The sequence below is a fragment of the Microbispora siamensis genome (assembly GCF_016863095.1).
Taxonomy (GTDB): Bacteria; Actinomycetota; Actinomycetes; order Streptosporangiales; family Streptosporangiaceae; genus Microbispora; species Microbispora siamensis.
Window position 1 is genome coordinate 74,622 of the sequence record NZ_BOOF01000006.1, and the last position, 17,415, is coordinate 92,036.

16 protein-coding genes are annotated in these 17,415 nt (G+C 72.3%); 7 read left to right on the forward strand and 9 right to left on the reverse strand.

Going from position 1 to position 17,415, the window contains the following annotated elements:
• Nucleotides 1–31: 31 nt before the first annotated feature.
• Both Msi02_RS08855 and Msi02_RS08860 read right to left on the reverse strand, forming a co-directional pair.
• Nucleotides 32–787, reverse strand: a complete 756-nt coding sequence (locus Msi02_RS08855; protein WP_239108244.1) for a response regulator transcription factor — start codon at nucleotides 785–787, stop codon at nucleotides 32–34.
• Entirely contained in the window at nucleotides 780–2,549 is a 1,770-nt protein-coding gene (locus Msi02_RS08860) for a sensor histidine kinase (protein ID WP_204047895.1), read from the reverse strand. The genes Msi02_RS08855 and Msi02_RS08860 overlap by 8 nt, the downstream gene beginning before the upstream one ends.
• A 214-nt stretch (nucleotides 2,550–2,763) precedes the next feature.
• On the opposite strand from Msi02_RS08860, the gene Msi02_RS08865 reads away from it, so the two are divergent.
• Entirely contained in the window at nucleotides 2,764–4,149 is a 1,386-nt protein-coding gene (locus tag Msi02_RS08865; RefSeq protein ID WP_204047896.1) for a serine hydrolase, read from the forward strand.
• Nucleotides 4,150–4,162: 13 nt separating this feature from the next.
• On the opposite strand, the gene Msi02_RS08870 is transcribed toward Msi02_RS08865, so the two are convergent.
• Complete coding sequence (locus Msi02_RS08870; RefSeq protein ID WP_079315342.1) at nucleotides 4,163–4,708, reverse strand: MarR family winged helix-turn-helix transcriptional regulator; 546 nt, start codon at nucleotides 4,706–4,708, stop codon at nucleotides 4,163–4,165.
• A gap of 377 nt (nucleotides 4,709–5,085) precedes the next feature.
• On the opposite strand from Msi02_RS08870, the gene Msi02_RS08875 reads away from it, so the two are divergent.
• Both Msi02_RS08875 and Msi02_RS08880 read left to right on the forward strand, forming a co-directional pair.
• The gene (locus Msi02_RS08875) at nucleotides 5,086–7,248 is read left to right on the forward strand and encodes a hypothetical protein (RefSeq protein WP_204047897.1); all 2,163 of its coding nucleotides are present in this window, start codon (nucleotides 5,086–5,088) and stop codon (nucleotides 7,246–7,248) included.
• A 273-nt stretch (nucleotides 7,249–7,521) separates the two neighbouring features.
• Nucleotides 7,522–8,241: a DUF4230 domain-containing protein gene (locus Msi02_RS08880; RefSeq protein ID WP_204047898.1), complete on the forward strand. Its 720-nt coding sequence runs from the start codon at nucleotides 7,522–7,524 to the stop codon at nucleotides 8,239–8,241.
• 34 nt (nucleotides 8,242–8,275) lie between these two features.
• Here the strand turns inward: Msi02_RS08880 and Msi02_RS08885 are convergent, their stop codons facing one another.
• From Msi02_RS08885 to Msi02_RS08895, 3 genes are all read right to left on the reverse strand, one after another.
• On the reverse strand, nucleotides 8,276–9,262 hold the full coding sequence (locus Msi02_RS08885; RefSeq protein WP_204047899.1) for an IS481 family transposase: 987 nt from the start codon (nucleotides 9,260–9,262) through the stop codon (nucleotides 8,276–8,278).
• A gap of 128 nt (nucleotides 9,263–9,390) precedes the next feature.
• Nucleotides 9,391–10,395, reverse strand: a complete 1,005-nt coding sequence (meaB, locus tag Msi02_RS08890) for a methylmalonyl Co-A mutase-associated GTPase MeaB (protein ID WP_204047900.1) — start codon at nucleotides 10,393–10,395, stop codon at nucleotides 9,391–9,393.
• Between the two features lie 12 nt (nucleotides 10,396–10,407).
• On the reverse strand, nucleotides 10,408–11,601 hold the full coding sequence (locus Msi02_RS08895) for an acetyl-CoA C-acetyltransferase (RefSeq protein ID WP_204047901.1): 1,194 nt from the start codon (nucleotides 11,599–11,601) through the stop codon (nucleotides 10,408–10,410).
• 105 nt (nucleotides 11,602–11,706) lie between these two features.
• Between Msi02_RS08895 and mce the strand changes: the two genes are divergently transcribed.
• Together mce and Msi02_RS08905 are read left to right on the forward strand one after the other, a co-directional pair.
• On the forward strand, nucleotides 11,707–12,129 hold the full coding sequence (mce, locus tag Msi02_RS08900; protein ID WP_030510471.1) for a methylmalonyl-CoA epimerase: 423 nt from the start codon (nucleotides 11,707–11,709) through the stop codon (nucleotides 12,127–12,129).
• 181 nt (nucleotides 12,130–12,310) lie between these two features.
• Nucleotides 12,311–13,612, forward strand: coding sequence for a DivIVA domain-containing protein (locus tag Msi02_RS08905; protein WP_204047902.1), 1,302 nt, complete (start codon nucleotides 12,311–12,313; stop codon nucleotides 13,610–13,612).
• Nucleotides 13,613–13,702: 90 nt separating this feature from the next.
• Here the strand turns inward: Msi02_RS08905 and Msi02_RS08910 are convergent, their stop codons facing one another.
• The 3 genes from Msi02_RS08910 to Msi02_RS08920 form a co-directional block, all read right to left on the reverse strand.
• Complete coding sequence (locus Msi02_RS08910; protein ID WP_204047903.1) at nucleotides 13,703–14,473, reverse strand: alpha/beta fold hydrolase; 771 nt, start codon at nucleotides 14,471–14,473, stop codon at nucleotides 13,703–13,705.
• Nucleotides 14,474–14,552: 79 nt separating this feature from the next.
• Nucleotides 14,553–15,257, reverse strand: a complete 705-nt coding sequence (locus tag Msi02_RS08915) for an alpha/beta hydrolase (RefSeq protein ID WP_204047904.1) — start codon at nucleotides 15,255–15,257, stop codon at nucleotides 14,553–14,555.
• 20 nt (nucleotides 15,258–15,277) lie between these two features.
• Nucleotides 15,278–15,595, reverse strand: a complete 318-nt coding sequence (locus tag Msi02_RS08920; RefSeq protein WP_204047905.1) for an Rv1322 family protein — start codon at nucleotides 15,593–15,595, stop codon at nucleotides 15,278–15,280.
• 217 nt (nucleotides 15,596–15,812) lie between these two features.
• Here Msi02_RS08920 and nucS point away from each other — a divergent pair, with 217 nt between their 5' ends.
• Nucleotides 15,813–16,487, forward strand: coding sequence for an endonuclease NucS (nucS, locus tag Msi02_RS08925; RefSeq protein ID WP_193206726.1), 675 nt, complete (start codon nucleotides 15,813–15,815; stop codon nucleotides 16,485–16,487).
• Between the two features lie 58 nt (nucleotides 16,488–16,545).
• Nucleotides 16,546–17,268: an ABC transporter permease gene (locus Msi02_RS08930; RefSeq protein WP_239108245.1), complete on the forward strand. Its 723-nt coding sequence runs from the start codon at nucleotides 16,546–16,548 to the stop codon at nucleotides 17,266–17,268.
• Nucleotides 17,269–17,415: the final 147 nt, after the last annotated feature.

The window sequence follows — 17,415 nt, forward strand, 5'->3', positions numbered from 1 at the left end:
GTGCGTCACCGGCCCGCCCGGGCGGCGCGGATCAGGAACCGCCGAGATAGGCGAGGACCGCGGCGACCCGGCGGTGGATGTCCGGGCTGGCCTCCAGCCCCAGCTTCAGGAAGATCGAGTTCACGTTCTTCTCGACGGCGGAGATCGACAGGGACAGCGCCCGCGCGATGCCGCCGTTGGACCTGCCGCGCGCCATCTCACGCAGCACGTCACGCTCCCGGGGCGTGAACGCCTCCCGCTCTCCCCGTACGGCGCGGCGCGCCAGCAGCCCCTCCACCACCTTGGGATCGATGACCGAGCCGCCCGCGGCGACCGAGCGGATCGCGCCGAGCAGTTCGTCGAGATCCCCCACCCGGTCCTTCAGCAGGTACGCGAGACCCTCGGTGCCGCCCCTGAACAGCTCGAAGGCGTAGATCGAGTCGGCGAACTGCGACAGCACGACGACGCCGACGCGGGCATCGGCCGCGCGGATCCGGTGGGCGGCGTCGATCCCCTCGAACCCCGGCCGCCAGCCCTCGCCCGGCATGCGGATGTCGGTGACGACCACGTCGGGGCTGAGCCGTCTGGCCGCGTCGACCAGTTCCGCCGCGCTCCCAAGCGCCCCGACGACCGCGACCTCCCCCGAACTCTCCAGCAACTGCCGGGTGCCCTCCCGTACGAGGTAGTGGTCGTCGGCGACCAGGGCGCGCAGCCTGCGCGGTTCCCTGTCGGCGGGCCCGGCGGCGAGCCCGGTAACGGGCCCGGTGGCGGGACCTGTGGCGAGCCCGGTAACGGGACCTTCAGTCATTGGCGGTCACCCAGGCGCGCACCCGCGTTCCCTCTCCGGGGCCGGCCGTCGTCTCCAGCCCTCCGCCGAGCGCCGCCATGCGGTCGGCCAGCGTGGCCAGTCCACGGCGTGGCACCTCCCGGGGGTCGAATCCCGCCCCGTCGTCGATCACGGACGCCTGAAGCCTGCCGGCGTCGTGCCAGAGCCGCACCTCGATCCGCGACGCCCCCGCGTGCTTGAGCGCGTTGGCGATCGCCTCGCTGACCACGAAATACATCGCTCCCTCGATCTCGTCCGGGAACCTGCGGGTGCGCAGGGCCGGATCGGCCGTCACGGTGGTCGCGACCGGCAGGCCCGAGCATCGCCCCTCGACGGCCTCCACCAGCCCGCCCTGGCTCAGCACGGAGGGATGGATGCCGGCCGCGAGGTCCCGCAGGTCCGCCAGCGCCTGGCGGGCCTGTTCCCGCAGCAGGGCCAGGGACTCGGCCCCGCCGCCCGTCGCTCGGGCCAGCTCCAGCCCCGCGATCAGCGCCACGAGCTGCTGCTGCACACCGTCGTGGATGTTGCGCTCGATCCGCCGCCGCTCGGCCTCCTGGGCGTTCACCAGCCGGGCGGCGAGCGCCGCGCTGCGGATCGCGAGCCCGACCGGCACGGCCAGGGCCGCGAGCAGCCGCCGGTCGTCGCGGGTCAGCCGCCCGGCCGCTCTGGGCCCGCAACTGATGTGCCCCAGCCCGGCCGGGACGGTGAGCACGGCGTCGCCCCGCTCCTCCCCCGCCACGACGCGGGTGCCGTCCGCGAGCTCGACGGCGGCCCAGCGGACGTCCAGTCCCGCCCGCACCGCCTCCGCCAGCCGGCCGAGCTGCTCGACCGGCTCGGCCTCCTCCAGATCCGGTCCGAGGCGGGACAGCAGTTCGTCGACCGTCGGGCGGACGTCGAACACGAGGTACAGACGCGAGCCCCTGACGCCGACCCGGATGTCGAGCAGGTCGTGCCGCAGCACGGCGGCGCCGATGGCGGCCGGCAGCGCCCCCACCACGCCAAGCACCCCGACGACGTCGGCGGCGCCGTACGGTTCCGACGTTCCCGCGACCATGACCACTACGAAGGCGCCGAGGTTGGCCAGCAGGCCCGCCACCATCCAGCCGAGCCGGCCCCGCTCCGCCGGATCGCCCCGCCACAGGCGGATGAGGAGGCCGCTCAGCACCACCAGCGCCAGCAGGAAGGCGGCCAGCTGGCCGGCCGACGCCAGCAGGACGGCGACGAGGCCGAGCGGTCCCCGCAGCCCGAGAGGGTTCGCGTGCACGACCTCGTCCGGATAGGCGCCGGGCATGAACAGCACGCCCAGCCAGTGCGCGACGATCGCCGCGACCCCCGCGACCGCGACGACGCGCCAGCGCCGTGACGGCAGCCTCCCGTCGGGGAACAGGAGCGGCACGAAGACCCACGACAGGCCGTAGAAGACCGGGATCGCCGAGCTCAGCACGGCGCCGACGACGATCGGCCAGTACGGATCCGGACCGAGCCGGACCAGCAGGCCGATACCGAGTCCGCCCAGCCCGAGACAGTCCGCGGCCGCCAGCAGCAGCCAGCCGTAGGCGTTGTCCGGCCGCCGGGCCGCGATCAACCAGCCGAGGGCGGGCGGGAGCAGGGCGATCATCATGAACGCCCACTGCGAGGCGGGGGCCGGCAGCCCCGTCTCGAGCAGCGCGCCGGCGACGATCCCGGCGGCGGCGACGGCGGCCATGCCCGCCGCGAGCGGCCGGGTCGCTGCCGTGGACTTCATGGCAGGCATCCTGACGGGCGCGCGTGTCCACCGTCTATGAGGTTGTCCTCATATTCGGTGCGGCTCCCCGCAGCCCGCAGGCCGGGGGCCCGCCGGATACCGGGACCGCGCAGTGCTCTTTAGCGTGAGATCACGTGGACGCCCACCGCCGCGGCGAACCGCCGACGGCCCCGCACCCGGGCGCCGGATTCCCCTACCGCGAAGGAGCTTTCTCGTGCCGATCGCGCCGAGGTCGATGCGCAGCAGGACGATTCCCCTCATGAGCGCGGCACTCGCGCTCGCGGCGGCGACCACCGCCGCCCCCGCCGCCGCGGCTCCCGCCGCCGTCAGCGCCGGTGCGACGCTCGCGGCGCCCACCCCCGCAGCCACACCGGACATTCCGAACTCACCGGTGGGCGAGCAGCTTCGCTGGCTCCTGGCGGCGGCCGCCGCCCTCCCGATTCCCGAGGACCAGATCAGGGCGCACTTCAGCACCGGCTTCCTCACGCAGGTCCCCCCGGCTCAGCTCAACGAGGCCCTGAAAAGCCTGGGCGGTCTGCGGCTCGAGTCGCTGACCCAGGTCACGCCCACCGCCCTCTCCGGAGTGGTCACGACCGCCCAGGGACGTCTCCAGCTCTCCATGTCCGTCGACGGCGACGGGAGGATCGACACCCTCCTGTTCGGCCTGGAGCAGCGCGAGGCGCCGCGGAGCTGGGCCGAGCTGGACAAGCGCCTGCGTGCGCTCGCCCCCCGGGTGGGGTTCCTGGCGGCCGAGGTGCGCGGAGACGGCAGATGCCGTCCCGTGCACGCCGTCGCGCCCACCACCCCACGGCCGCTCGGTTCGATGTTCAAGCTGTATGTGCTGGGCGCGACGGCCGAGCAGGTCAAGAAGGGCCGGCTCTCCTGGGACACGTCCCTGACCATCCGGCCCGAGCTGAAGAGCCTGCCCAGCGGCACGCTCCAGGACCGTCCGGACAACAGCACGGTCTCCGTACGGGAGGCGGCCAAGCTGATGATCTCGATCAGCGACAACACGGGCGCAGACCTGCTGATCGACAAGGTCGGCCGCGCCCGCGTGGAGGCGCAGATGGGGCGGTGGTCCGGTCACGCGGCGCTGAACCGGCCGTTCCTCACGACCAGGGAGCTCTTCCTTCTCAAGGGCGCGGACTACCCCCGCCTCGCGAAGAAGTACCTGTCGCTCGACCGCTCCGGACGGTCCCGCTATCTGTCCGCCACCGTCGCGCGTACGCCCCTGACCGAGGTGGAGCCGTGGAGCAAGCCCAGGGACCTCGACAGGCTGGAGTGGTTCGCCTCACCGGAGGACGTCTGCCGCGCCTTCTCGGGCCTGTCGGCGCTGAACACGCCACCCCTCAGCGAGGTCATGTCGGCCAACGACGCCGGGCTGGGGCTCGACCCGAAGGCATGGCCCACCGTCTGGTACAAGGGCGGCTCCGAGCCCGGTGTGCTCGCCATGGGCTTCCTCGCCCGTGACGCCGGGGGCAGGACGTACGTGGTGACCGTGCTCACCAGCGACCCCCGCACCCCACTGGACGAGACCACGGCCGCGCCCGAACTGCTGGCCCTCGCCCGGGGCTCGTTCGCGATGCTGGCCCGCGTCTGATTCTCGGGCCCCGTCAGGAACTGAAGTCGCCCGCGGCGACGCGCAGGGTCCTGAGCAGGCCGAACATCTCGTCCAGCTCGGCCTCGTCGTACATGCCCATGCAGAAACCCGCGTTCATCAGGTCGGCCGTGGCCCGCCGCACGATGTCCCGGCCCTCGTCGGTGATCTCGGCGAGCACGCCGCGGCCGTCGCGCGGGTTGCGCATGCGGCGGACCAGACCGGCCCGTTCGAGGCGGTCCACGGTGTTGGTCACGCTCGTCGGGTGCACCATCAGCCGCTCACCGATCTTCGACAGCGGCAGCGACCCGGCCCGGCTGAACGTGAGCAGCACGAGCGCCTCATACCTGGCGAAGGTCAGGTCGTACGGCTTGAGCAGCGTGTCCAGTTGCGCCAGCAGGATCTGATGGGCTCTCATGATCGAAGTCACGGCGGCCATGGCGGACGACGGCCCGAACGTCGAACGCCAGGTCTCGGCCGCCCGCTCGATCGGATCGAACGGGAGCTTGAGCGGCCGGGGGCCACCCGTGGGCGGCGGCTCTGAGCTGGGCGGAACGGACACAGCGATATACGGTAGCGCGACGCCCGACAAGATCGATCGGCGCACCGAGCGTAACCGGATTCATTCCTTGACCCCAGAACTCCCCCCGTACGGGTCACGCTCCGTTATGGTTGCCACGTCGAAAGGTGAGGCGGCGGCAAACCCGGCGGCACGGGGAACCCCGTCTGCTAGAGGACGTCTCGCGGACGGGGGTCCGCGGGGGACGCGTCCGACGGCGGGCGAGGCGAGGCCGGCCGGCGAACCAGCGCCACGGGGAACGGCGTGGGTTCGCGCACCGCTCACACAGACACGGGGGAGATTCTCAATGGACAGCATCGCTGTCCCGGCGCCGCATGCGCGCCGGACTTCGGCGGCGTGGCCGGGGGCCGCGCCCTGCTGTGGGTGAGCATAGGGGCGGTTCACGCGGTGAGCTGAGACACGGCGCGCTGGTCGCGGCGACCGTGCTGTTCGTGCTCGCGCTCGTCGCCGCGTGGAGCGTCCTCATTCCCGGTTTCATGGACTGGGACGACATAGTGGCGGCCGTCATCGGCTCGCTGCGCCTGACGGGGCCGCTCGGAGCCGCGTTCGCGGCCTGGGTCGCGTTCCGCAGGCGCCGCGCCGAGAAGGGCCGTGTCCTGACGCCGTGGCGGGCCGTCAAGGCGCCGTTGTCGATCATCGCGGTCGTCACCGGCTCCTTCGGGGCCACCGTGCTGCTGCTCGGGCTGCGCGCCGCGGTGACCGGGCAGGGCGGGCCGCTGCTGCCCGGCGGTCTCGCGATGTCCGTCGCCGGGCTGGGGCTGTACGTCGTGATCGGCTGGATTCTGGGCTGGCTCGTGCCGGTCGTCGTCGTCCCGCTGATCGCGGGAGCCGGCACGTTCGGGCTGTTCACCTGGCTGGCCACCGGGCCCAACTGGGCCGACCGGCTCGCGCCCGCCACCGGCGAGCCGTACGACCTGCTCTCCGGCGTCAGCGAGACCGCCTACGCGGACCAGACGCTGTGGCTGCTGGGCCTCAGCACCGCGCTGCTCCTCGGATGGGTGGCCCTGGTGACCCGGCGCACGCTGGCGCTGGCCGCCGCGGTGATCGCCGTGCTGGCCGCCGGGACCGGCGCGGCCCGGCTCGTCACCGTGCCGCGGACGATGCCGGTGAGCGAACGCCTCGTCTGCCAGGAGTGGCCGATCAGCGTCTGCGTGCATCCGGCGCTGCGCGGGGGCCTGGCCGAGCTCGCCATCGTGTTCACCAGGCTCGCCATGAAGCTGGCCGGCACGCCGGCCGCCTTCAACAGGGTCGAGCAACGGGCGTACGGCGAGGAGGACTCCGTGGCGCCGGGAATGGTCGTCGTACACATCGACGACCTCGGGCCGGGGTACGCCCAGCGGGCGGCCGCCGAGTTCCTCGGCCGCCTGGCCCGCCCCTGCCCGGGAACCGTGGCCGCGGGTTACCGGGCCATCGTCGTCGCCTGGCTGCGGGATGTCTCGCTGCCCAGCGGACCGTTGCGCGAGCACCACCAGGCGGCCTTCTGGTTCTCCGAACTGAGCGACGAGCAGCGGCACGACTGGCTGCGCATGTTCTACTCCGACTTCGTCTCCTGCGGCCTGCAGGCCAAGCACTTCGGTGGCGGCACCCGGCTCGCCGACCCCGTCGCGTCCGCTTATCCGATGAACCCCACTCCCGCGTACACGCCGGACTACCCGGTCGAGCCGACCCCTGCGGGTACGGCCGTCGCCACCGGCCTGCCGGCCCGGCCCGACTCCGGCTGGGAGCGGGGCACGGACCCGCGCGACGGCGAGACCGGTCCGGGATGGACCGGCCTGAGCCCGTCCGCCCCCGTGTGGCCGTCCCCCGCCGCGAGCCCCGCGGGCCAGGATCCGGCGGGTCAGGGTCCGTGGGGTCAGGGTCCGACGGGGCGGGGCCCGATGGGCCAGGATCCGATCGGGCACGGTCCGATGGGGCAGGGTCCGATGGGTCAGGGCCCGATGGGCCGCCCGGGTTATCCGGGTCCGTGGGACAGGCCGAACGGCGAAGGGGCGCGGAGAGGCGGCCCCTGGGCCCCCGGTCCGGGACGGTCGCCGCACCCCTGGCGGCCCGGCAGGACCGGCAGGCCGGGTGACACCGCGTCCCCGGACCGGCCGGGTGCGCCCGGCGGGCCGGAACGGCCCGGCGGCGCGAGCCCCTCCCCCGCCCAGGACCGGCCCGGCCGTCCACCGGCACGGCCCGGCGACCCCGGCGGCCCCGGCGCGAGCCCGTCACCGGTCCAGGACCACCGGCCCGGCCGGCCGCAGTCCGGGGCCTCCCAGCCCGGCCGTCCGCAGTCCGGTGGCCCGGTCCCCGGCCGCGACGGGCACGACAAGCGCCTTGGACGCACCACCCGTCCCGGGGGACGCGACGACGATCGCGACGGCGGTCGTGACGGCGCTCGTGACAGCGCTCGTGACAGCGCTCGTGACGGCGGTCGCACGGACGGCGCCCGTCCTGCCACGGGCGACACCGGCCGAACGAGTCCGCAGGACGACCCCGGCGTGGTGGGCGTCCCCGGCACGCTCCTGGCCCCCGCCGCATAGCGCCCTCAGGTGCTGAGCGGGGACGGGCGGGCGCCGCTCCGTCACCGCCGGCCACCGGGACGGGCGGAACCGGCGTGGTGCGCGGCGGCCCGCCGGACGCGACGCAGCAGAGTAGTGTCCAGCCGTCGCTCCGGGACGCGAGTGCTGCGGCGGAGCGCCCGGATGGCTATCGGTCCGGACGAAAGGCGGATTTGGGACGGCCGAAGCAGGCTCTGCGGACAGAAACGATCTTGCCGAGCGTGAGATCGCGGGAATATCGGGAAGATTCCCCCCGTGGACCGTCAGACCCGTCCCTCGTTCGCGCCGGCCGACTCCGGCGCCGCCACCGACGCCACGGCGAGCGCCGGGGCCCCCGCACGCCGCTCCCGGCGCGGCTGGCGGGTGCTCGCCGGCCTGCTGTTCGTGGTCCTGCTGCTCGTGGTCGGCGCCCGGCTGACCTGGTCCTGGCTCGACCCGCTGGGCGAGCAGACCGTCGACCGCAGCGGCCCCGCGCTGCTCAGGTCGGTGCAGAACCTGAGCCGCTTCGAGGCCGCGACCGGCAACTTCCAGGTCATCGTCGACCTGGAGAAGGACGCGAAGTTCCTGCCCGACGCCATCAAGGGCAGCCGCACGCTCTTCGTGGGCGCCGGCAACGTGGACGCCTACGTGGACTTCTCGTCGCTGCCCAAGGACGCCTTCACGGTCTCCCCCGACCGCACGGCCGTGACGGTGCGGCTGCCGCACGCGGAGCTGGAAAAGCCCAACCTCGACAACAAGCGGTCGTACGTCTTCGCGCAGGAGCGGGGCATCTTCGACCGGATCTCGGACTTCCTGTCGTCGTCTCCGCAGAACCAGCAGGAGCTCTACGTGCTGGCCGAACGCAAGATCGCCGACGCGGCCGCCGCCAGCGACCTGCGCTCCCGGGCCGACCAGAACGCCAAGGCCATGCTCGAGGGCATGCTGAAGTCCCTCGGCTTCACGACGATCACGGTCAAGTACGCCGGAGAGCCCTGACCCGTCGGCCGCCGTGACGCGAGAGCCGTACGAGCTAGCTGTACTGCCCCGGGAGGTTGGTGACGCGGCTGATGGGTGGCTGGCCTTTCAGCGCGGTGTGTCCGCGGTGATGGTTGTACATGTGCAGCCAGGGATCAAGTGCGGCGCGGCGCTCGGCCTCTGAGGCATACGGGCGGGCGTAGGCCCATTCGTCGGCCAGAGTGCGGTGGAAGCGCTCGACCTTGCCGTTGGTCTGGGGCCGGTAGGGGCGGGTGCGTTTGTGGGTGATGCCCAGCCGGGCGCAGGCCTCGCCCCACAGTCGGGAGCGGTAACAGCTGCCGTTATCGGTCAGCACGCGTTCGATGACGATGGCGCGGGCCGCGAACCAGGTCTGGGCACGCAGGAGGAATGCGGCGGCACTTTCCTTGGTCTCATCGGCCAGGATCTCGGTGTAGGCCAGGCGGGAGTGGTCGTCCAGTGCCGTGTGCAGGAAGCCGTGGCCCAGGCGGGGGTTGCCGTGGGCGTTGCGTGAGGCGGTGGGGGTGGCCTGCCGGTTGCGCCGGCCGGCGGCGCGGCCCAGGACGCGGTGACCGCCACCGTCGGGGATGTTGCCCAGCTTCTTGACGTCGATGTGGACCAGCTCGCCCGGACGGTCACGCTCGTAGCGGCGGACCGGTGAACCGCTCGCGCGATCCAGGTGAGCCAGGGGCGGCATGCCGTACCGGACCCGGTGCACTGTGGATGGGGCCAGGCCCAAGCGGGCGGCGATTCGGGCGGGTCCGAGCCGATGGGTGACGCGCAGCTTGCAGATGCGCCGTTCGGTCCGCTGCGCGGTACGGGCCGGGCTGCGGCGCGGCCGAGAAGACAGGTCGGCCATCCCGGCTACGCCCCGCTCTCGATAGCGGCGGGCCCAGCGGGCGGCGGTGGTGTGGGAGACCTGGAAGCGTTCGGCTGCGCGGCGGATGCTCCAGCCGCCCTCAACGATGAGGCGCGCGAGCCGAAGTCTGCCGGTTTCGGTCAGCGGGGCATTACGGTGGGGCATGAGGGCCTCCGGGCGATGTGAATCTTGGTCGACTCACACCACGCCAGAAGGCCCTCACCCTTTTCAAGGTCATCAACGGTGTGTCGCCGACACTCCTCCGCTGTCACCAACGTCCATGGACAGAACAGCTAGCCCAGCGCGGCGATGAGGTCGTCGGCGGCGGCGTAGGGGTCGGTCTCCGCGCCGAGCAGCCGCTCGGCGAGCGCGTCGAGGCGGTCCGCGTGGAGCACGGCGAAGCGCGACCGGAGCTGGGCCAGCGCGATGGCCTCGATCTCGTCGCGGGCCCGCGCCAGCCGCCGCCTGCGGGCCTCGCCGGACTCCTCCAGATATGCCTGGTGCTTGTCCAGCGCGGCCAGCAGGTCGTCGGCGCCCTCGCCCTTGGAGGCGACGGTCGTGACGATCGGGGGCCGCCACGGCGTCTCCACGAGGCCCGTCATGTTCCGCAGCTCCCGCACGGTCGCCTGGACGCCGTCGCGGTCGGCCTTGTTCACCACCAGGACGTCGGCGACCTCGAGGATGCCCGCCTTAGCGGCCTGGACGCCGTCGCCCATGCCCGGCGCGAGGATGACGACGGTCGTGTCGGCCAGGCGGGCGATCTCCACCTCGGCCTGCCCGACGCCGACCGTCTCGACGAGGATCACGTCGCACCCGGCAGCCTCCAGCACGCGCAGCGCCTGCGGCGTGGCCCAGGCGAGCCCGCCCAGGTGGCCCCGGCTCGACATGCTGCGGATGAAGACCTCGGGGTCGGTCGCGTGGTCCTGCATGCGTACGCGGTCGCCGAGCAGGGCGCCGCCGGTGAACGGGCTCGACGGGTCGACCGCCAGCACTCCCACCCTGCTGCCGCGCCTGCGGAACGCCCGGATGAGCATGCCGGTCGAGGTCGACTTGCCGACGCCGGGAGAGCCGGTCAGGCCGATGACCCTGGCGGTGTACGGCCGGGCGGTGCCGGTGGCGAGCTCGGCCATCGCCTCGCGCAACGCACGGCTCGCCACCGCGGACGCCGCCCGGTCTCCCTCTTCGGGCCCCGTGGCGTCCACCGCGTTCTCCACGGCGTTCTCCACCAGCGAGATCAGCCGCGCCACCGCGCGCGGCCGTCCCAGTCGCGCCTGGCCGACAAGCTCACGGACGTCCACCTGCGGCTCCGATCAGGCGCCGGGCGTGGGAACCCGGATGATCAGCGCGTCGCCCTGGCCGCCGCCGCCGCACAGGCCGGCCGCGCCGAGGCCGCCGCCGCGCCTCTTCAGCTCGTGGGCCAGCGTCAGCACGATCCGGGCGCCGGACGCGCCGATCGGGTGGCCGAGCGCGATGCCGCCGCCGTTGACGTTGACCTTGTCGAGCGGGACGCCGAGCTCCTTCGCCGACTGCAGCACGACCTGGGCGAACGCCTCGTTGATCTCCAGCAGGTCGAGGTCGTCGACGGTCAGCCCCTGCTTGGCCAGCGCCTGCTTGATGGCGTTGGCGGGCTGGGACTGCAGCGAGTTGTCCGGCCCGGCCACGTTGCCGTGCGCGCCGATCTCGGCCAGCCATTCGATGCCCAGCTCCTCGGCCTTGGCCTTCGACATGACGACCACGGCGACGGCGCCGTCGGAGATCTGCGAGGCCGATCCGGCCGTGATGGTGCCGTCCTTGGTGAACGCGGGGCGCAGCTTCGACAGGGCCTCGACCGTGGTGTCCTTGCGGATGCCCTCGTCGGCGGAGAACAGCACCGGGTCGCCCTTGCGCTGCGGCAGCGGCACCGGGACGATCTCGTCGTCGAACAGGCCCTTCTCCGTGGCCTCGGCGGCGCGCTGGTGCGACCGCGCCGAGAACTCGTCCTGCTCCTCCCGGGTCAGGCCGAGCCTGGCGTTGTGGCGCTCGGTGGACTCCCCCATCGCGATCTGGTCGAAGGCGTCGGTGAGCCCGTCGTAGGCCATCGCGTCCAGGATTCCGGCGCTGCCGTACTTCACGCCCTTGCGCAGGCCCGGCAGCAGGTGCGGCGCGTTGGTCATCGACTCCATGCCGCCCGCGACGACGATGTCGAACTCGCCCGCGCGGATGAGCTGGTCGGCCAGCGCGATCGCGTCGAGGCCGGACAGGCAGACCTTGTTGATGGTGAGGGAGGGCACGGTCATGGGGATGCCGGCCTTCACCGCCGCCTGGCGCGAGGGGATCTGACCGGCTCCGGCCTGGAGGACCTGCCCCATGATCACGTACTGGACTTGGTCCGGGGACACGCCCGCCCGCTCCAGCGCCGCTTTGATCGCGATCCCGCCCAGCTCGACGGCGGACAGGTCGGAGAGCGAGCCGAGAAGCCGTCCGATCGGTGTACGTGCTCCGGCGACGATGACGGAACCAGACATTGAGACCCTCCACTGCGAGATCGGGGCGACGGTGTCACCATACCCAGGAGTAGTGCGGTCGCCGGAGAGCGGGCGGCGGGACGGGAACGGCGAAGGGAGACGGCGATGCTGCTGCGAATCGACCACGTGGGCGTGGCCTGCCACAACCTGGAAGAGAAGATCGAGTTCTACGAGTCCGTCTTCGGTCTGACCGTCGTCAGCCGGGAGGTGAACGAGGAGCAGGGCGTCCGTGAGGCCATGCTGCACGTCGCCGACGGCGACCAGGGCGCGTCGTATGTCCAGCTCCTCGAACCGCTGCACCCCGACACCGCCGTGGGCAAGTTCCTCGCCAAGCGGGGCGAGGGCGTGCATCATATCGGGTACGGCGTGGCGGACGTCACCAAGGCCCTGGAGGAGATCGGGGCGAAGGGCGTGCGCCTGATCGACGAGCGGCCCAGGCATGGGTCGATGGGAGCCTCGATCGCGTTCCTGCATCCCAAGGACGTGGGAGGGGTTCTCACCGAGCTCGTCGAGACGTCCAGGCGCTAGGTAAACGCAAGAAACGTTCATACGTAACAAGTCGCGCAGAAAGTCGGAGGGGGCCTCCAACGCGGCAGTACCGGAGTACGCTGGCGTACCACCGGACGTGGACGCCACACCGGCTTCCTCGCCTCGGAACCGACCCCCCGTCCGGCCCCTGTAGCCGTCTCGACAACCAGGATCGAGCCTCATGCAGTCCGACATCGACGCCCAGCTCAACAACTTCTTCGAGGACGCCCCATCTCGCGAATTCGACGTGGTGCTCCGGGGTTATGACCGGCACCAGGTCCACGACCACCTGAAGACTATCGACACCGAACTGCGTCAGGCCAAGGAACAGATCAGCGCACTTCAGCGGGAGCTGTCCGACTCGCAGCGCCAGCTGCAGGAGCAGGAGCGGCCGACGTACTCGGGTCTCGGCGCCCGCATCGAGCAGTTGCTCAGGCTCGCGGAGGAGCAGGCCACCGAGCTCGTCCAGGCGGCCAGGTCGGAGGCGAACGAGATCCGTGCCGCCGCCAAGGTGGACGCCGCCGACCTGCGGGCGGCGGCGGAGAACGAGGCGGCGGAGAAGCGGGCGCTGGCGGCGCGCGAGGCCGAGGAGATGCGCAGCACCGCCGAGCGCGACGCGGAGGAGATCCGGTCGACGGCCAGGCGTGAGGCCGACGAGCTGACCGCCACCACCGAGCGCGAGGTCGCCAAGATCCGCGCCACCGCCGACCACGAGGTCGCGGAGAAGCGGGCGGACGCCGAGCGCGAGATCGCCAAGCTGCGCACCACGACCGAGCGCGAGGTGGCCCAGCTGCGGGCCTCGACCAAGCGCGAGCGCGACGAGGTGCTCACCACCGCCAAGCGTCAGGCGGACGAGATGCGGGCACAGGCGCAGCGGATCCTGGAGGAGTCGGAGGCCAAGCGCGCCCAGGACGAGGCGGAGTTCGAGATCCAGCTCGCCGCCCGCCGCGAGGAGGCCGAGCGGCAGGAGGCCGAGCGGCACGCCACCGCCCAGGCCAACACCCAGAAGCTGGTCGCCGAGGCCGAGCAGCGCGCCGCCACCGCCGAGCAGCGGGCCGCCAAGGCCACGCAGCAGGCCGAGCAGACCCGCCGCGAGGCCGACACCCACGCCAAGCAGCTCCTGGCCAACGCGCGCAAGAACGCCGACCAGCTCGTGTCCGACGCCAAGGCAAGCGCCGACACGATCGTGACCGAGGCCAAGAACGAGGCCGAGCGCACCCGTACGGCAATGCAGCGCCAGGTGGACGAGCTCACCCGCCAGCGCGACAGCATCACCAGCCACCTCGCCCAGCTCCGTCAGCTGCTCGGCGGCGCCCCGCTGCCGGGCATGGACCCGGAGCCGGCGCCCGTCACCGCGGCCCCGGCGAAGCCGGCCCTGTCGGCCCCGCCGGTCGTGGAGAAGCCGGCCGTGCCCGCCACGCCGGCCGTCGAGCCGATCAGCTCCACCAAGAGCGACGACGACGCGGAGTGGTGGCAGGAGTAGCCGCTGGCACAATTCGGGGAGTCTGTGACGGCTGAACGGGGCCCGGCGATCGCCGGGCCCCGTTCTCGTGTCGGCGTTTCCGCTCCCGGCTCAGTCGAGGGACTTCACGAACTCCGCGACGACACGGTTGAACGCCTCGGGCTGCTCGATGGCGGACAGGTGGCCCGCCTTCTCGATGACGGCGAGCCGCGCCTGCGGGATGGCCTCCGCCATCGCCCGGGCGTCCGGAAGCGGCGACAGCTCGTCCTCGTCGCCCACGACGATCAGCGCCGGAACGGTCAGGGACCGCAGCGTGCCGAACGCGTCGGGCCGCGCGGCCATCGCCCGCTGGGCCCACGCGACGGCCGCGGGCGGCGCCGCCTGGACGAGCCCGCGGACGCGCCCGATAACCATCCCCCTGCGCTCCCTTGTGGTCGCGCCGAGCATCGGGGGCAGCGACTCGGTCACGAGGATGCCCGTGCCGCTTTCCAGGACCGCCGCGGCGATCCGCTCCCTGTTCGCCCTGGCAGGCTCGGGGTCGGCCTGGGCCTTGGTGTCGGCGAGGATCAGGCCGCGTACGCGGTCGGGGTGGCGGCGGCACAGCGCCATCGCCACGTAGCCGCCCATGGACAGGCCGCCGACCACGGCGCGGTCGACGCCCTCCTGGTCGAGCAGGTGCGCCACGTCGTCCGCCATGAGGTCGATCGAGGGCTCGTCGTCGCCGAGCATCGTGCCGCCGAAGCCGCGCAGGTCCGGGGTGATCACCCGGCAGACGGGCGCGAGACCCTCGCGCTGGGCGAGCCACATCGCGGAGGACAGGGGGAACGCGTGGAGCAGGACGACTGGCAGGCCGCTCCCGGCGGATCGCGAGTAGAGCTGCATCAGGTCACGGTAACGCGCCGCGCGCCCGCCGCCGCCGTTCGTCACCGATTCGCGACCCCGCCGGGCCGGCCCGTCACGCTCAGACCGTGGTCGGCAGCGGCGCGGCGGCGGGGTTCACGCGCTTGACGATCTCGTCGAGCACGATCCGCACGTACGGCTCGCCGACCCACAGGTGCTTGGCCCCCTCCACGCCGACGACCTCCGCCTGCGGCGCCGCGGCGAACCGGCGTACGGCCTCCTCCGGCCGCAGGTAGTCGTCGTGCTCCGGCACCAGGGCCACCAGCGGGCGGCCGAACTCGCCCCAGGCGACGAGGTCCTTCTCGCCCGCCCGCTTCAGCGGCGGCGACAGCAGGATCGCACCCCGGACGATAGGGTCGCGGCCCCACTTCAGCGCCAGCTCGGTGCCGAACGACCAGCCGACCAGCCAGGGGTTCGGCAGGTCGTGGAAGTCGGCGTACTCCAGGGCGGCGGCGACGTCCCACCGCTCCGCCTCACCGCCGTCGAAGGACCCCTGAGAGGTGCCCCGGTCGGAGGTCGTGCCCCGGGTGTTGAAGCGCAGCACCGCGATGTCGGCGAGCGCCGGCAGCCGGTAGGACGCCTTGCGCAGCACGTGGCTGTCCATCATCCCGCCGTGGGTGGGCAGCGGATGCAGGCAGACCAGCGTCGCCACCGGCGGCCGGCTCTCCGGCAGCGCCAGTTCGCCGACGAGGGTCAGCCCGTCGGCCGTCTGCAGCTCGATGTCCTCGCGCCGGGCAGGCAGCACCGTGGACGCCCTGATGTCCATTCCCACTCCGAAAGCTCGTGTCAGTAGCGGCTGCGGCCCGGACCCCGGTTGGCCCGGTTGCGCCAGCACGCGGTGTGCCAGTGCCGCCGCTCGTCCTCTCCCCCGGACCAGGCCGGCCAACTCACCACGTGCGGCAGCCCGGGCCTGATCTCCTGCTCGCACCCCGGGCACCGGTACGCCTTGCCCTGGGCGGCGCCGGAGACGTTGCGGACGACCCACTCGCCGTCGTGCGCGCTCTCCACGCGGTCCACCCCGGCCACCTGCGGGCCCACCGGCCGTACGGTACGGCCGTCCGGGCGTTCGTACGGGCCGCGGCGACGGGCACGGCGGGGACTCACGGCGGGCATCCTTCCGGGGGGTTCATGTCAGGCAGAACGGGAGATGACGGCCCAATTCTTCCAGCACCGGCTCAGCCGGCGTACGTCCGGACCCCGTTGGTCCCGTCTTCGTCGTGCCGAGCCGGGCCGCTCCGGCCGGGTCGCGAACGCCCGTGCCATGCCGGACAGTCTCCCAGAACGCCTCGGGACCTCCGTAACCCCGGTAGGGTTGGCGCACATGCGGCTGGTCATCGCGCGGTGCAGCGTGGATTACGTGGGACGGCTCACCGCCCATCTCCCCATGGCCCCTCGGCTCATCCTGATGAAGGCGGACGGAAGCGTGTCGATACACGCCGACGACCGGGCGTACAAGCCCCTGAACTGGATGAACCCGCCCTGCAAGGTCCGCGAGGAGACGATCGACGGGGTGCTCACCTGGTCGGTCGTGCACGGCAAGACCGGTGAGAAGCTCGTGCTGACGATCGAGGAGATCCTGCACGACACCAGCCACGAGCTGGGCGTCGACCCGGGCCTGCGCAAGGACGGCGTGGAGGCGCATCTGCAGGAACTGCTCGCCGAGCACATCACCACGCTCGGGGACGGCTGGACGCTGGTGCGCAGGGAGTACATGACCGCGATCGGTCCCGTGGACATCCTGTGCCGCGACCACCTCGGCGGCGCGGTCGCCGTCGAGATCAAGCGGCGCGGCGACATCGACGGCGTCGAGCAGCTCACCCGCTACCTCGAACTGCTCAACCGCGACCCGCGCCTGGCCCCGGTCAAGGGGATCTTCGCGGCTCAGGAGATCAAGCCGCAGGCCCGCGTGCTCGCGGCCGACCGCGGCATCGAGTGCGTGACGCTCGACTACGACGCCCTGCGCGGCATCGAGCCGGAGAACCCGACGCTCTTTTGACCCCGGCCCGTGTCCACCGTACGGAGGACACGGATCATCGTCCGATCGAGGGTGTTCCGTGATCCTTCCGCGGTGGATCGGACCCGGCCCGGCCGACCCGCCAGTGGCGGTCCCGCATCGGCATCGTGCTGCAGACCGCCGACGACCGGGCGGAGCTGACCGTACGGGAGACCCTGCGGCACTTCGCCACCTACTACGCGAACAGAACCTCGGCATCGGCATCGCGGGCGACCGGGAGGACGGCACGCTGAAGCGGCTCGTCGGGCTGCCGATACCGCGCGCGGCGTACTTCATCGGCAAGATCGCCAGCGTGCTGGTCATGACGGTGCTCCAGGTGGCCATCCTGCTCGCCATCGCCGTGCTGTTCTACGGCCTGGAACTGCCGGCCGAGGTGCCGACCTGGGTCACGTTCGCCTGGGTGTTCGTGCTCGGCGTGTCGGCGGCGTCCGTGCTCGGCATCGCCGTCAGCGGCCTGCCCCGCTCGGGCAAGAGCGCGACCGCGGTGATCAGCCTGCCCTTCGTGGTGCTGCAGTTCGTCTCCGGGGTCTTCGTCCCGATCACGGAGTTGCCCGACTGGCTGGTCAACGCCGCCTCCGTCTTCCCGTTGAAGTGGATGTGCCAGGGGTTCCGGTCCGTCTTCCTGGGCGACGCGGGGGCCGCTCTGGAGCTGACCGGATCGTACGAACTGGGCAAGGCCGCCCTGGTCCTGGCCGCCTGGCTGGTCGGCGGTCTCCTGCTGTGCGTGACGACGTTCCGCTGGAAGGGGCGGCGCGACGGATGAGCCGCCCTGGCGCACGGGCTGCTGTAATTGCCGATGCAATTGCAGCGCGGTCTGTGTATCCCAATTGGTAAGCGTGCTGACCTCTTGACGGCCCTGTCAAGCTAATGAGCGTCTTTGGCATGGCTTGAAAGTGCTTATTTCCCAGCA